This is a genomic window from Luteimonas composti, assembly GCF_042678665.1.
Classification (GTDB): domain Bacteria; phylum Pseudomonadota; class Gammaproteobacteria; order Xanthomonadales; family Xanthomonadaceae; genus Luteimonas; species Luteimonas composti.
The window spans coordinates 675,270-690,582 of sequence record NZ_JBHTKU010000001.1; the positions used below are offsets into that span (position 1 = coordinate 675,270).

At 70.1% G+C, this 15,313-nt stretch carries 11 protein-coding genes; 1 reads left to right on the top strand and 10 read right to left on the bottom strand.

Annotated elements, in window-relative coordinates; all coding sequences use genetic code 11:
• Positions 1-51 precede the first annotated feature (51 nt).
• Together prfB and ACFQ2D_RS03150 are read right to left on the bottom strand one after the other, a co-directional pair.
• Positions 52-1,180 (bottom strand): peptide chain release factor 2 gene (gene prfB / locus ACFQ2D_RS03145; protein WP_280940932.1). Its coding sequence is split into 2 segments (ribosomal slippage): positions 52-1,104 and positions 1,106-1,180, totalling 1,128 coding nucleotides; the frame shifts between segments, so codons are not numbered across the junction.
• A gap of 143 nt (positions 1,181-1,323) precedes the next feature.
• Positions 1,324-2,202 (bottom strand): LytTR family DNA-binding domain-containing protein, encoded by an 879-nt coding sequence (locus ACFQ2D_RS03150; RefSeq protein ID WP_280940931.1) that lies wholly within the window; start codon positions 2,200-2,202, stop codon positions 1,324-1,326.
• Between the two features lie 156 nt (positions 2,203-2,358).
• On the opposite strand from ACFQ2D_RS03150, the gene ACFQ2D_RS03155 reads away from it, so the two are divergent.
• Positions 2,359-3,558 (top strand): acyltransferase family protein, encoded by a 1,200-nt coding sequence (locus tag ACFQ2D_RS03155; RefSeq protein ID WP_280940930.1) that lies wholly within the window; start codon positions 2,359-2,361, stop codon positions 3,556-3,558.
• A gap of 33 nt (positions 3,559-3,591) precedes the next feature.
• Here the strand turns inward: ACFQ2D_RS03155 and recJ are convergent, their stop codons facing one another.
• The 8 genes from recJ to dnaK form a co-directional block, all read right to left on the bottom strand.
• On the bottom strand, positions 3,592-5,331 hold the full coding sequence (gene recJ, locus ACFQ2D_RS03160; protein ID WP_280940929.1) for a single-stranded-DNA-specific exonuclease RecJ: 1,740 nt from the start codon (positions 5,329-5,331) through the stop codon (positions 3,592-3,594).
• Positions 5,331-6,266 (bottom strand): phosphoglycerate mutase, encoded by a 936-nt coding sequence (locus ACFQ2D_RS03165; protein WP_280940928.1) that lies wholly within the window; start codon positions 6,264-6,266, stop codon positions 5,331-5,333. Before ACFQ2D_RS03165 ends, recJ begins: the two co-directional genes overlap by 1 nt.
• 4 nt (positions 6,267-6,270) lie before the next feature.
• Positions 6,271-6,747, bottom strand: coding sequence for a transcription elongation factor GreA (gene greA / locus ACFQ2D_RS03170; RefSeq protein ID WP_280940927.1), 477 nt, complete (start codon positions 6,745-6,747; stop codon positions 6,271-6,273).
• Between the two features lie 14 nt (positions 6,748-6,761).
• Complete coding sequence (carB, locus tag ACFQ2D_RS03175) at positions 6,762-10,013, bottom strand: carbamoyl-phosphate synthase large subunit (RefSeq protein WP_280940926.1); 3,252 nt, start codon at positions 10,011-10,013, stop codon at positions 6,762-6,764.
• Positions 10,013-11,149 carry a glutamine-hydrolyzing carbamoyl-phosphate synthase small subunit gene (gene carA / locus ACFQ2D_RS03180; RefSeq protein WP_280940925.1) on the bottom strand — a complete coding sequence of 379 codons (1,137 nt, stop codon included), beginning with the start codon at positions 11,147-11,149 and terminating at the stop codon, positions 10,013-10,015. The genes carB and carA overlap by 1 nt, the downstream gene beginning before the upstream one ends.
• A gap of 215 nt (positions 11,150-11,364) precedes the next feature.
• On the bottom strand, positions 11,365-12,075 hold the full coding sequence (dapB, locus tag ACFQ2D_RS03185; protein ID WP_280940924.1) for a 4-hydroxy-tetrahydrodipicolinate reductase: 711 nt from the start codon (positions 12,073-12,075) through the stop codon (positions 11,365-11,367).
• Positions 12,076-12,121: 46 nt separating this feature from the next.
• Positions 12,122-13,252 carry a molecular chaperone DnaJ gene (dnaJ, locus tag ACFQ2D_RS03190; protein WP_280940923.1) on the bottom strand — a complete coding sequence of 377 codons (1,131 nt, stop codon included), beginning with the start codon at positions 13,250-13,252 and terminating at the stop codon, positions 12,122-12,124.
• Between the two features lie 119 nt (positions 13,253-13,371).
• Complete coding sequence (dnaK, locus tag ACFQ2D_RS03195; RefSeq protein ID WP_280940922.1) at positions 13,372-15,294, bottom strand: molecular chaperone DnaK; 1,923 nt, start codon at positions 15,292-15,294, stop codon at positions 13,372-13,374.
• Between the last annotated feature and the right edge of the window lie 19 nt (positions 15,295-15,313).

Here is a 15,313-nt window from a genome sequence, read left to right on the forward strand (position 1 = left end):
TCCGGCGTCCGGCTGCGTCGGGGCCACGCGGCACGCGGCCGCGCGGCCGGATCAGACCGCGTCGCTGCGTTTGGCGCCGGCCTCGAGGCCGGACTTGAGGCTGGCCTCGACGAACTCGTCCAGGTCGCCGTCCAGCACCTTCTGCGTGTCGCTGCGCTCGATGCCGGTGCGCAGGTCCTTGATCCGGCTCTGGTCGAGCACGTAGTTGCGGATCTGGCTGCCCCAGCCGATGTCGGACTTGGTGGCCTCCACCGCGTCGCGCTCGGCGTTGCGCTTCTGGATCTCGAGTTCGTACAGCTTGGCGGCCAGCATCTTCATCGCGTTGTCGCGGTTCTGGTGCTGGCTGCGGCCGGTCTGGCAGGCCACCACGATGCCGGTCGGCACGTGGGTGATGCGCACCGCCGATTCGGTCTTGTTGACGTGCTGGCCGCCGGCGCCCGAGGAACGGTAGACGTCGGTCTTGAGGTCGGCCGGATTGATCTCGATGTCGATGTTGTCGTCGACTTCCGGCGACACGAACACCGAGGTGAAGCTTGTGTGGCGGCGGTTGTCCGAATCGAACGGCGACTTGCGCACCAGCCGGTGCACGCCGGTCTCGGTCTTGAGCCAGCCGTAGGCGAAGTCGCCCTCGACCCGCAGCGTGGCCGACTTGATCCCGGCGACGTCGCCGCCGGACGCTTCCATCAGCTCGGTCTTCCAGCCGCGCGACTCGCACCAGCGCAGGTACATGCGCAGCAGCATCTCGGCCCAGTCCTGCGCCTCGGTGCCGCCGGCACCGGCCTGGATGTCGACGAACGCATTCGCCGAATCCATCTTGCCGGAGAACATGCGCTGGAACTCCAGCTGCTCGACGCCCTTCTGGTAGCCGTCCACGTCGGCCACCACCGCCAGGGCGGTGTCCTCGTCGTCCTCCATCTCCGCCAGTTCGAGCAGTTCGCCCGCGCCCACCAGGCCCTCGGCCAGGTTGCGGATGCCATTGACGGTCTTGTCGAGCAGGGAACGTTCCCGGCCCAGCGCCTGGGCGCGGTCGGGATCGTTCCAGACGTCGGGGTTCTCCAGTTCGCGCTCTACTTCCTCGAGCCGCTCGCGCTTGGCATCGTAGTCAAAGAAACCCCCTCAGCGCATCCAGCCGACCGGACAGGTCGGCGATGCGCTGGCGCACGGGATTGAGTTCGATCATGTGGGGAACACCGGGCAAAAAACAGCCGGTGATTCTAGCAATTGCCGGCCGCCGGCGTGCAGGCGCGATTTCAGTCGCGACGGCCTGCGCCCCGACGCGTCGCAGGGCACCTGCGCGACCGGGGTCGCTCCCCTGCAGCTGCTTCAGGACTCGCCCAGGCGATCGCGCAGTTCGCCGCGGTAGCGGCGGCTGCAGGGCAGCGCGGTGCCGTCCTTCAGGTGCACGCGCGCATCGCCGGTGTCCAGCGGCTCGATCGAGGCCAGGTGGTCGAGGTTGGCGATATAGCTGCGGTGGATGCGCAGGAATCGGGCCGGGTCGAGCCGGGCCTCGATCCCGGCAATCGTGCTGCGCAGCGGATAGTCGTGGCCGCGCACGCGCAGGTTGACGTAGTTGCCCGAGGCCTGCAGCCATTCGATGTCGTTGGCCGCGACCAGGAACTCACGGCCGAGCTTGCGCACGAGGAACCGGTCCGGCCGGTCCACGGCTTCCACCGGCGGCCCGTCGTCGGGCGCGGCCAGGAAGCTGGCCTCGCCCTGCAGGCGGCGCAGCAGCAGGCGGTAGACCTCGATGATCACGACGAAGCCGAGGTAGGTGCGCACGTCCTTGAGGTATTCGTAGCCCAGCTCGCGCGGCCAGGGCCCGAAGTCGTAGTCCGCTCCCTGCCAGCGATACGCCAGGACGCGCAGGCCAACCATGCCCGACACGTGGACCAGCGAAACCGCCACGCTCGCGACCAGGTGCAGCGGCAGGCGCCGGCGCCAGTTGTCCCAGTGCGTGGGCCAGCGCCAGGTGAGCACGGCGACCAGGGGAATGATCACGGTCCACAGCAGCGCGCTGCTCCCCTCCCAGACCGCCGGCTCCCACATCGGCACCCGGCCCGGCTCGGAGCGGTTGAGGTCGATCCAGGTGGTGACGGTGTTGCCTACGGCGTTGACGACGAGGACCGCGGCGAAGAAGCCGATCTCCACCCAGCGCCGCCAGGGGCGATAGCGTTCGTAGGCGGTCCGCTCGCTGGGTTGCATGCGCGCATTCTACTGACGGGGACCGGATTGACGCCCCCGGTTCGTCCCGCGGGTCCGCGGTTCGTCCCCGGGACCGGTCGTACGATCACTTCGGGCTTGGCGCCGAGGCCGCCGCGCGGATCCTCCTCCCCGTCCACCCGAACCGGAACCTCCGCCATGCAACGCCGTTTCGACCTCGACTGGGTCCGCGTCCTCGCCTTCATGCTGCTGGTGCTCTATCACGTCGGCATGTACTACGTGACCTGGGAGTGGCACGTGAACAGCCCCTACGCCGGACCGGCGCTGCAGCCGTTCATGATGCTGACCTCGCCGTGGCGGCTGTCGCTGCTGTTCCTGGTGTCGGGCGCGGCGACCGCGTTCCTGCTGGGCAAGGCCCGGCGCGAGGCCGAGGCCCGTGGCAGTACGCCACGGTTCCTCGGCGCGAGGTCCTGGCGGCTGCTGGTTCCGCTGGTCTTCGGCATGCTCGTGGTGGTGGTGCCGCAGGCGTACTACGAGGTCGTCGAGAAGCTGCCGGGCGGCTACCACGACGGCTACCTCGCGTTCTGGGGACGCTACCTCGCCAACGACGACGGCTTCTGCCGCGGCGACGACTGCCTCGACGTGCCGACCTGGAACCACCTTTGGTTCGTCGCCTACCTGTGGGTCTACACCGTCGCGCTGTGGCTGCTGCTGAAGCTTGCGCCGCGGCGGCTGGAGGCCTTCGCCGCCGGCCTCGCCAGCGCCCTGACCTCGACCGGCGGCCTCCTGCTGTGGCCGATCCTGTTCTTCGCCGTCGCCCGGATCGCGCTGATCGGCATCTTCGACTCGACGCATGCGCTGGTCGACGACTGGTACAACCACGTCCAGTACTTCGGCATCTTCCTGCTCGGCTTCCTCGTCGCGCGCTCAAGCGCGGTCTGGGAGGCGATCCAGCGCGCGCGCTGGCCGGCGCTGGCGCTGTGGCTGGGCAGCTGGCTCGCGATCGTCGCCTACTTCGGCTACTTCACCGATATCGCCCCGCCGCAGGGACTGCGGCTGGCGATGCGCGGCGCCTGGGGCCTGAACCAGTGGTGCGCGATCGTGGCCATCCTCGGCTTCGCCCGGCAGTGGGCGCCCGGCGACAGCCCTGCCCTGCGCTACCTGTCGCAGGCGATCTTCCCGGTCTACATCCTGCACCAGACGATCACCGTGGTGCTGGCGCACAACCTCAAGCCGTTCGACCTGCCGCCGCTGCTGGAGGGGCCGCTGCTGGTGGTGCTGACCTTCGGCCTGTGCTTCGCCGGCTACGAGCTCATCCGCCGCATTCCGCCGCTGCGGCCGCTGTTCGGGCTCAGGTTCCGGGAACGTGCGCCGGCTGCCGTGCCACAGGTGGCCTGACTGACTGCGGCTGCTCTTACCTCTGCCCCGTTCCTACAGGAGCGGGCCAGGATCGAGGGCCGGCGCGAGATGCTCGACGATCAGCTGGATCGCCTGCCCGCCGCGGTAGTCGTCCGGTGCCAGCCGGTAGGCGAGACGGCAGCGCGCGGCGGGGCGCTCGCCGGTCCAGCCGCCGAAGTGGATCGCATTGATCGGCGTCGCGATGCCCTCGCCGCGCAGCACCAGCTTGAGGTGGCGCTCGCCGACGACGCGCCAGTCGGCCACGTCGAACACGCCGTCGAACAGCGGCTCGGGGAACCCTTGTCCCCACGGGCCGCCGTCGCGGAGCGCGTCGGCATGGAAGCGGTCGAATTCGTCCGGCAGCAGCTCGCCGTCGCTGAGCAGCTCGGCCTGCAGCAGCGACGGATCGAGCATTGCGCCCACCGCCTCGGCGAACGCGCGCTCGAACGCGTCGAAGGACGAACGACGCAGGCTCAGCCCGGCCGCCATGGCATGGCCGCCGAAGCGCTCGACCAGGCCGGGATGCGCGCTGTCCACCGCCGCCAGCACGTCGCGGATGTGCAGGCCCGGGATCGAACGGGCCGAACCGCGCAGCTGCTCGCTGCCGGGTTCGGCGGGCGCGAAGGCGATCACCGGCCGATGCAGCCGCTCCTTCATCTTCGAGGCGACCAGGCCGACCACGCCCGCGTGCCAGTCCGGGTCGAACAGGCAGGCGGCCAGCGCGGGCTGGCCGCTCGCGGACGGCAGCCTCGCGAGCGCCGCTTCCGCGTCCTCGACCATCAGCTGCTGCACGCCGCGCCGTTCGGCATTGATCTGGTGCAGGCGCCCGGCCAGCTCGCGCGCCTGGCGCGGATCGTCGCTGAGCAGGCATTCGATGCCCAGCGACATGTCCTCGAGCCGGCCGGCGGCATTGAGCCGCGGCGCGACCGCGTAGCCGATGTCGGCGGCGGTCAGGGTCTCCGCGCGCCGCCCCGAAACCTCGATCAGCGCCTGCAGGCCCGCGCAGCCGCGCCCGGCGCGCAGCCTCCGCAGCCCGGCCGCGACCAGGGCGCGGTTGCTGGCGTCCAGCGGCACCAGGTCGGCCACGGTACCGACCGCGACCAGGTCCAGCAGTACGGACAGGTCGGGCACCGCCCCGCCGTCGAACGCACCCTCGTCGCGCAGGCGGCCGCGCAGCGCCAGCAGCACGTAGAAGATCACGCCCACGCCGGCCAGCGCCTTGCAGGCGAAGGCGTCGCCGCGCAGGTTGGGATTGACGATGGCGTCGGCCGGCGGCAGCGCCTCGCCCGGCAGGTGGTGGTCGGTGACCAGCACCGGCCAGCCGCGCCCCTTGGCCGCCGCAACACCCGCATGGCAGGCCACGCCGTGGTCGACGGTGACCAGCAGGCCCGGCTGCAGCGCGGCCAGTTCCTCGACCAGGCCCGGCGACAGTCCGTAGCCGTGCAGCATCCGGTTGGGAACCGCGTGGACCACGTCGCGCGCGCCGAGCATGCGCAGGCCACGCACGGCGACCGCGCAGGCGGTGGCGCCGTCGGCGTCGAAGTCGCCGACCACGAGGATGCGCGTGTCGCGGCGGATCGCGTCGGCCAGCAGGCGCACGGCGTCCACCAGTCCGCCCAGCGCGTCCGGCGGCGGCAGCTGCGCGAGCCGGGGATGCGCGTGCGCGGGGTCGGCGATGCCGCGTGCGGCATAGATGCGCCGCAGCAGCGGCGGCACGCTGGCCGGCCAGCCGTCCACCGGCCCGCACTCGCGCCGCCGGATGCGCGGCGACATCAGGCCTGGAAGTCCGCGCGCGGCTTGCGCCAGAAGCGCCAGCGCTGCCCGCGCCGAAGCTCGAACACGACGCCGTCGGCCGTGTCCAGCGCCAGCATCCCGATGCTGCCCGCGTGCAGCGCGGCCATGGCCGGGCGCAGCCAGGCGTGCTCGAGCGTGGCGATGTCCCGCATCGCGGTCAGGTCGAACAGCGCACTGCCCTCGCCTGCCTCGAACTGCCGCGGCAAGGGCGCGGCGTTGCCGGCCGCGTGCGCGAGGGCGCAAGCGAGCTCGTCGTCGCCGCCGTGCACCCGCGCATGCGTCGAGCGCACGGCGTCGGGCAGCACGCCGCCGCCCCAGAACCACAGCGAATTCACCGGCCGCTTGCCGGCGGCGATGCGGCGCGCGTTCCAGGGATGGTTGTGCAGCACGACCTGCGCCTCGGTAAGCAGGCTGCGCCAGCGCCGGCCCGCGTCGCCCCCGGCCAGGTGGTCGAAGACATCGGTACCCAGCGCATCCTCGGGCGACGTGAACGCAGGCAGCGGCGTCGACGGCGACAGCCGCAGGTACCAGCGCCACGGCATCGGCGCGTCGATCGGCATGCCGGCATCGCCGAACAGCGGGCGCAGGGCCGGCAGCAGCTGCGCCACGTCGCCCGCGTCCAGGTCCAGGGTCGGGCCATGGTCGAGCAGGCGCGCGCCGTTGATGTCGGGCTGGATGCGACAGGGATCGGCGCGCAGCCACAGCGCGCCCGCCGCGTCGCCGGCGTCGAGCTGACGCGTGAGCGCGGCGACCGGCCAGTGGCCGGGCACCGGCTGCAGGTGCCGCTGCAGCTGCGCGCGCCGGCCCTCGCCGAGGCCGCGGGCCACGTCGGCGCGACCCAGCGCCGCCCCGATGTCGGCCGCGGGCGCACCGAGCCGGCGCGCCTCGGGCAACAGCAGGGTGGCGCAGGCCATCGGCTCAGCCGCCGTAGCTGACGTCCACGATCTCGTATTCGCGTGCGCCGGCCGGCGCCTCGATCGTGATGCTGTCGCCGGCGTGCTTGCCGATGAGCGCACGCGCCACCGGCGAGGAAATCGCGATCAGGCCCAGCTTGATGTCGGCCTCGAGGTCGCCCACGATCTGGTAGCGCTTCTCCTCGTCGGTCTCGACGTCGGCGATCGTGACGGTGGCGCCGAACACGACCCTGTCGCCCACGTCGAGCTTGGACACGTCAATCACGTCGGCGTGCGAGAGCTCGCTTTCCAGCTGCTGGATGCGGCCTTCGATGAAGCCCTGCTGCTCGCGCGCGGCGTGGTACTCGGCGTTCTCCTTGAGATCGCCGTGCGACCGCGCCTCCGCGATCGCGGCGATCACCGCCGGCCGCTTGACCGACTTGAGTTCATCGAGTTCGGCGCGCAGTCGTTGCGCACCGGCCATGGTCATGGGTGCTCGCATGTGTGTTCAGCTCCTCAGGCGCCCGCGCGCAGGGTTTCGTGCAGTTCCTGCAGCGCCCAGACCGGGCCGCTGCCGCGGAAATCCAGCGAATGCAGCAGGGCCCTGGCGCCGGCGACGGTGGTGGAATAGGTGACGCGCTGCTGCAGCGCCTCGCGGCGGATCGAGAACGAGTCGGCGATCGCCTGGCGCCCTTCGGTGGTGTTGACGATGTAGGCGATCTCACCGTTCTTGATCAGGTCGACAATGTGCGGCCGGCCCTCGATCACCTTGTTGACCTGCTCGCACTCGATGCCGTGCTCGCGCAGCCACTTGGCGGTGCCGCCGGTGGCGACGATCGCGTAGCCGCGCTTCACCAGGTCGCGGGCGACCGGCAGCACGCGCTTCTTGTCCGGGTCGCGCACCGAGACGAAGGCCTTGCCGCCTTCCGGCGGCGCCTTGATCCCGGCCGCTTCCTGCGCGCGCGCGAAGGCGGCACCGAAGTTGCGGCCCACGCCCATCACCTCGCCGGTCGAGCGCATCTCCGGGCCGAGGATCGGATCCACGCCCTGGAACTTGGCGAACGGGAAGATCGCTTCCTTGACCGAGTAGTAGTCGGGCACGATCTCCCTGGTCGCGCCCTGCCCGGCCAGGGTCTTGCCGGCCATGCAGCGCGCCGCGACCTTGGCCAGCGGCAGCCCCGTGGCCTTGGACACGAACGGCACCGTGCGCGAGGCGCGCGGGTTCACTTCCAGCAGGAAGATGGTGTGGCTGCCGTCGTCCTCGGTCTGCACGGCGAACTGGGTGTTCATCAGCCCGACCACGTTGAGCGCCTTGGCCAGGGCCACGACCTGCTCGCGCAGGCGGTCCTGCACCTCGGCGGGCAGCGAGTACGGCGGCAGCGAGCACGACGAGTCGCCCGAATGCACGCCGGCCTCCTCGATGTGCTCCATCACGCCGCCGATCAGCACGTTGCCGTCCTTGTCGGCGATCACGTCCACGTCCACTTCCACCGCGTTGTCGAGGAAGCGGTCGAGCAGCACCGGCGAATCGTTCGACACCTTGACCGCGTCGCGCATGTAGCGCGCCAGGTCCGCATCGGCGTGCACCACTTCCATCGCGCGGCCGCCGAGCACGTAGCTCGGGCGCACCACCAGCGGATAGCCGATCTCGCGCGCCAGTACCTGCGCCTCCTCGGCGCTGCGCGCGGTGCGGTTGGGCGGCTGCTTCAGGCCCAGCTCGTCGACCAGCTTCTGGAAGCGCTCGCGGTCCTCGGCCAGGTCGATCGAATCGGGCGAGGTGCCGATGATCGGCACGCCGTTGGCCTCCAGCGCGCGCGCCAGCTTGAGCGGGGTCTGGCCGCCGTACTGCACGATCACGCCCCTGGGCTTCTCCAGTTCCACGATCTCCAGCACGTCCTCGAGCGTGAGCGGCTCGAAGTACAGGCGGTCGGAGGTGTCGTAGTCGGTCGAGACCGTCTCCGGGTTGCAGTTGACCATGATGGTCTCGTACCCGTCCTCGCGCAGGGCGAGCGCGGCGTGCACGCAGCAGTAGTCGAACTCGATGCCCTGGCCGATGCGGTTGGGGCCGCCGCCGAGGATCATGATCTTCTCGCGGTCGCTGGGATCGGCCTCGCACTCGTCCTCGTAGGTCGAGTACATGTAGGCGGTGGTCGTGGCGAACTCCGCCGCGCACGAATCCACGCGCTTGTAGACCGGGCGCACGCCCTGGGCCCGTCGCAGCGCACGGATCGCCGATTCGTCGGTGCCGACCAGCTGGGCCAGGCGCGCGTCGGAGAAGCCCATGCGCTTGAGTTCGCGCAGCCGCGCCCCGTCGAGCGCGTCGATGCCGGCGGCGGCGACCTCCTGCTCGGCGCGCACGATGTCCTCGATCTGGTCGAGGAACCAGGGATCGACGAAGGACAGCGAGAACACCTCGTCGACCGACAGCCCCGCGCGGAACGCGTCGGCCAGGTAGAACAGGCGCTCGGGGCCGGCTTCCTTGACCTCGCGGCGCAGGCTGACCAGGTCGGTCTCGTCGGCCAGGTCCAGGCCCGTCGGGTCGAAGCCGACCTTGCCGGTCTCCAGGCCGCGCAGCGCCTTCTGCACCGATTCCTGGAAGGTGCGGCCCATCGCCATCACCTCGCCCACCGACTTCATCTGGGTGGTCAGTCGCGCGTCGGCCTGCGGAAATTTCTCGAAGGCGAAGCGCGGGATCTTGGTCACCACGTAGTCGATCGACGGCTCGAACGAGGCCGGGGTCCTCCCGCCGGTGATTTCATTCTTCAGCTCGTCGAGCGTGTAGCCCACCGCCAGCTTGGCCGCGACCTTGGCGATGGGGAAGCCCGTGGCCTTGGAGGCCAGCGCCGAGGAGCGCGACACGCGCGGGTTCATCTCGATCACCACCACGCGGCCGGTCTGGGCGTTGATGCCGAACTGCACGTTCGAGCCGCCGGTGTCGACGCCGATCTTGCGCAGCACGGCCAGCGAAGCATCGCGCAGGCGCTGGTATTCCTTGTCGGTGAGCGTCTGCGCCGGCGCGACCGTGATCGAGTCGCCGGTGTGCACGCCCATCGGGTCGAGGTTTTCGATCGAACAGACGATGATGCAGTTGTCCGCGGTGTCGCGGACCACTTCCATCTCGAACTCCTTCCAGCCCAGCACCGATTCCTCGACCAGCACCTCGCCCACCGGAGAGAGCTCGAGGCCGCGCTTGACGATCTCCTCGAACTCCTCGCGGTTGTAGGCGATGCCGCCGCCGCTGCCGCCGAGGGTGAAGCTCGGGCGGATGATCGTCGGATAGCCGACCTTGGCCTGGATTTCGAGCGCCTGCTCGAAGCTGCGCGCGACTTCGGCCTTGGGGCATTCCAGGCCGATCTCCTGCATCGCCACGCGGAACAGTTCGCGGTCCTCGGCCATGCGGATGGCCTCGCGCTTGGCGCCGATCAGTTCGACGCCGTACTTCTCCAGCACGCCGTTGTCGGCCAGGTCGAGCGCGCAGTTGAGCGCGGTCTGGCCGCCCATGGTCGGCAGCAGCGCATCGGGCTTTTCCTTGGCGATGATCTTCTCGACCGTCTGCCAGTTGATCGGCTCGATGTAGACCGCGTCCGCCATCTCGGGGTCGGTCATGATCGTGGCAGGGTTGCTGTTGACCAGCACCACCCGGTAGCCCTCCTCGCGCAGCGCCTTGCACGCCTGCGCGCCCGAGTAGTCGAACTCGCAGGCCTGGCCGATGACGATCGGGCCGGCGCCGATGATGAGGATGGTCTTGAGGTCGTTGCGCTTCGGCATCAGTGCTTCTCTGCGTGCTGCTGGGCCATCGACGCGACGAAGCGGTCGAACAGCGGGGAAACATCCTGCGGCCCCGGGCTGGCTTCCGGGTGGCCCTGGAACGAGAACGCGGGCGCGTCGGTCAGTTCGATGCCCTGGTTGGTGCCGTCGAACAGCGAGCGGTGGATCACGCGCACGTTCGCCGGCAGGCTGGTCTCGTCGACCGCGAAGCCGTGGTTCTGCGAGGTGATCATCACCTGTCCGGTCCCGAGGTCCTGCACCGGGTGGTTGGCGCCGTGGTGGCCGTTGGCCATCTTCACCGTCTTCGCGCCGGCGGCCAGCGCCAGCAGCTGGTGGCCGAGGCAGATGCCGAAGACCGGTACCCTGGCGGCCAGCAGTTCGCGGATCGCGGCGATCGCGTAGTCGCAGGGCTCCGGATCGCCCGGGCCATTGGACAGGAACACGCCATCGGGCTGCATCGCCAGCACCTCGGCCGCCGGCGTCTGCGCCGGCACCACGGTCAGCTCGCAGCCGCGCTCGGCCAGCATGCGCAGGATGTTGCGCTTGACGCCGTAGTCGTAGGCGACCACGCGGTAGCGCGGCTGCGCACGCACGAATTCGCCGCTGTCGAGGTCCAGGCGGCCCTCGTTCCAGGCGTAGGCCTCGCCGGTGGTGACCACCTTGGCCAGGTCCATGCCCTTGAGCCCCGGGAACTTGCGCGCGGCCTCGAGTGCCTTTTCGACGTCGATCTCGCCGGCCATCAGCGCGCCGTTCTGCGAGCCGCGCTCGCGCAGCAGGCGGGTCAGCTTGCGGGTATCGATGCCGGCGATGGCGACGATGCCACGGTCGTGCAGCCACTGCGGCAGCGCGACCTGGCTGCGCCAGCTGCTGGGGCGGCGCGGGACGTCGCGCACGATCAGGCCGGCGGCCCACACGGTGCCGGCCTCGTCGTCCTGGTCGGTACAGCCGGTATTGCCGATGTGCGGATAGGTCAGCGTCACCAGCTGGCGCGCGTACGAGGGGTCCGTGAGCACTTCCTGGTAGCCGGTCATGGCGGTGTTGAACACCACCTCTCCGACCGACAGGCCGGTCGCGCCCACGGAAACGCCCTCGAATACGGTGCCGTCTTCGAGGACGAGGATTGCGGATTGGGTCACTGGCTTCGCCTACGTGGGGTTGCAAAAAACCGCCGAAGCGGCTTCTGGCCGGTCCGGAGGCGTGAGGTATCAGGCGAGCGGAAATGATACCGGCGCGCGGCCCCCGACGCCAGAGGAAGGCTGTCTGCAGATGAACCCGCGACGCGGGTTTCGCGTCGCGACGGCCCGCGGGACCGCGCCGCAGGGCGCCCGGGCAGCCGCGGTCGCACGCCGCGCTAGAGCAGGTCGCGCACCCGGTACAGGCCCGCCGGACGCCCGGCCAGGCGCACGGCCGCGACCAGCGCGCCACGGGCGAAGATGTCGCGGTTGGTTGCACGATGAACCAGTTCGATGCGCTCGCCGGCCGCCGCGAACTGCACCAGGTGCTCGCCGACGATGTCGCCAGCGCGCAGCGAGGCGTAGCGCGGCTGGGCCCCGCCCCGCGCTGCCGCCTCGCCCAGCGACAGCGCCGTGCCCGAGGGCGCGTCCTTCTTCTGCGTGTGGTGCGACTCGACGATGTCGCAGTCCCAGCCGTCCAGCGCCGCCGCGGCGCGCTCGACCAGTTCATCCAGCACCGCCACGCCCAGGCTGAAGTTGGAGGCCCACAGCACGGGGATGCGCTGCGACGCGTCGCGCAACGCCTGCCGCTGCGCGTCGGAGATCCCGGTCGTGCCCGAGACGAAGGCGGCGCCGCGCGCGGCGCACAGCGCCAGCACCGGGTCGAAGCCCTCCGGCAGGCTGAAGTCGATGGCGGCGTCGAAGGCCGGCACGCCCGGCAGCTCGCTCCCGGCGAAATGCGGGATGCCGTCGACCACGCGTTGGCCGATGCGGCGCTGCACGGCGGCCACCACCTGCAGGCCGGCCTGGTCGCCTGCCAGACGCAGCAGGGCCTGGCCCATGCGCCCGGAGGCGCCGTGGATGAGGAGTCGGACGGGGGCGGTGGTCATGCGCGCAGGCTAGCCGCGCGCCCGGTGGCCGGCAAGGCCGGCCCGCTCAGGACACCATGCGGTCCCAGAAGCCCTTCACGCCGTCGAGGAAGGTGCTGGACTTGGGCGAATGGCGGCGCGCGTTGTCGCCCGAGAACGTGGCCTCGAAGCGTTCCAGCAGCTCGCGCTGCTCGCTGGTCAGGTTGACCGGGGTTTCCACCACCACCTTGCAGTACAGGTCGCCCGGCGCGCGGCTGCGCACCGACTTGACGCCCTTGTCGCGCAGCCGGAACACCTTGCCGCTCTGGGTCTCGGCCGGGATCCGGATCTCCGCCTCGCCGCCGAGCGTGGGCACGCGCACGGTGTCGCCGAGCGCGGCCTGGGAGATGCGGATCGGCACCTCGCAGTGCAGGTCGTCGCCCTCGCGTTCGAAGATCGCGTGCGGACGCACCCGTACTTCGACGTAGAGGTCGCCCGGAGGCGCGCCGGCCGGCCCGGCCTCGCCCTCGCCCGCCAGGCGGATCCGGTCGCCGTTGTCGACGCCCGCCGGCACCTTGACCGACAGCACCTTCTCTTCCTCGATGCGGCCGTTGCCGTGGCAGGACTTGCAGGGATTGGCGATGGTCTGGCCGCGGCCATGGCAATGCGGGCACGGCTGCTGCATCGAGAAGATGCCGCGCTGGAACCGCACCTGGCCGCGCCCGTGGCAGGTGGCGCAGGTTTCGAGCTTGCGGTCTTCCGACCCGGTGCCGTCGCACTCGTCGCATTCGGCCAGGGTCGGGATCTCGATGCGCTTCTCGACGCCGCTGACCGCTTCCTCGAGGTCGAGCTCCATCACGTAACCGACGTCGGCGCCCCGGCGCGGGCCGCGCGACGCGCCGCCACCGCCGAAGATGTTGCCGAAGATGTCTCCGAAGATATCGCCCATGTCGGGGCCGAAGCCCGGGCCGGCGTTGCCGCCGCCCATGCCGTGCTCGAACGCGGCATGGCCGTGCTGGTCGTACATCCGGCGCTTGCCGCCGTCCGACAGCACCTCGTAGGCTTCCTTGCACTCCTTGAACGCGGCCTCCGCGGCCTTGTCGCCGGGGTTACGGTCCGGATGGTGCTTCATCGCACAGCGACGGTAGGCCTTCTTGAGGTCCTCCTCGCTGGCGTTGCGGGCAACCCCGAGGACTTCGTAGTAATCGCGTTTGGACATGGGGCAGTGATCAGTGATTCGTCAGTGGTGATCCGAACAGCAGGAGCGGCTGGCGACCCGTGACGGAAAAAGCGGAGCCGAAACTCCGCCTTTTCCGACCACGAATCACCGATCACCAGTCACGGCTTCTGATCGTCCTTGACCTCGGTGAACTCGGCGTCCACCACGTCGTCCGCGCCCTGCGAGGGGCCGGGGCCGGCGGCGCCGTCACCGCCCGGCTGCTGGCCGGCCGCAGCGGCCGCGAACAGCGACTGCGCGGCCTCCTCCAGCGCGCGCGTCTTGGCCTCGATCTGGCCCTTGTCGTCGCCCTTCATCGCGGTCTCGACCTCGGCGATGGCCGACTCGACCCGGCCGATCACGTCGCCCGGCACCTTGTCGCCGTTCTCCTTCACCGCGGTGCGAGTGCTATGCACCAGCGCATCGGCCTGGTTGCGCGCGCCGACCAGCTCCTGGAACTTGCGGTCGTCCTCGCGGTGCGCCTCGGCGTCGGCGACCATCCGCTGGATCTCGTCGTCCGACAGGCCCGAACCGGCCTTGATCTCGACCTTCTGCTCCTTGCCGGTCTTCTTGTCCTTGGCGGTGACGTGGACGATGCCGTTGGCGTCGATGTCGAACGACACCTCCACCTGCGGCATGCCGCGCGGCGCCGGCTCGATGCCGGTGAGGTCGAAGCGGGCCAGCGACTTGTTGAAGCGGGCCTGCTCGCGCTCGCCCTGCAGCACGTGCACGGTCACGGCCGACTGGTTGTCCTCGGCGGTGGAGAAGGTCTGGGAGGCCTTGGTCGGGATGGTGGTGTTCTTCTCGATGATCTTGGTGAACACGCCGCCCAGGGTCTCGATGCCCAGGCTGAGCGGGGTCACGTCGAGCAGCAGCACGTCCTTGACCTCGCCGGCCAGCACGCCGCCCTGCACCGCCGCACCGATCGCCACGGCCTCGTCGGGGTTGACGTCCTTGCGCGGCTCCTTGCCGAAGAACTCGGCCACGGCCTGCTGCACCTTGGGCATGCGGGTCTGGCCACCGACCAGGATCACCTCGCTGATGTCGCTGGCGCGCAGGCCCGCGTCGTTGAGCGCGACCTTGCACGGCTCGATGGTCTTGCGCACCAGGTCGTCCACCAGCGCCTCGAGCTTGGCCCGGGTCAGCTTGATGTTGAGGTGCTTGGGACCGGAGGCGTCGGCGGTCACGTACGGCAGGTTCACTTCCGTCTGCTGGGCGCTGGAGAGCTCGATCTTGGCGCGCTCGGCCGCGTCCTTCAGGCGCTGCAGTGCCAGCGGATCCTTGCGCAGGTCGATACCCTGGTCCTTCTGGAACTCTTCGACCAGGTAGTCGATGACGCGCTTGTCGAAGTCCTCGCCGCCCAGGAAGGTGTCGCCGTTGGTGGCCAGCACCTCGAACTGCTTTTCGCCGTCGACCTCGGCGATCTCGATGATCGACATGTCGAAGGTGCCGCCGCCCAGGTCGTACACGGCGATCTTGCGGTCGCCGCCGGCCTTGTCCAGGCCATAGGCCAGCGCGGCCGCGGTCGGTTCGTTGATGATGCGCTTGACGTCCAGGCCGGCGATGCGGCCGGCGTCCTTGGTCGCCTGGCGCTGGGAGTCGTTGAAGTAGGCCGGGACGGTGATCACGGCCTCGGTGACCTTCTCGCCCAGGTAGTCCTCGGCGGTCTTCTTCATCTTCTCGAGGATGCGCGCGGAGACTTCCTGCGCCGACAGCTTCTTGCCGTCGTTGGTCTGCACCCAGGCGTCGCCGTTGTCGTGCTCGACGATCGCGTACGGCACCAGGCCCAGGTCCTTCTTGACCTCGGCGTCGGTGAACTTGCGGCCGATCAGGCGCTTGACCGCGTAGAAGGTGTTCTTGGGGTTGGTGACGGCCTGGCGCTTGGCGGATGCGCCGACCAGGACCTCGCCGTCCTTGGTGTAGGCCACGACCGACGGCGTGGTGCGGTCGCCTTCGCTGTTCTCGATGACCTTGGCCTTGCCGCCGTCCATGATCGCCACGCACGAGTTGGTCGTGCCCAGGTCGATGCCGATGATCTTTGCCATGATGGGGTTCCCTCTGGAA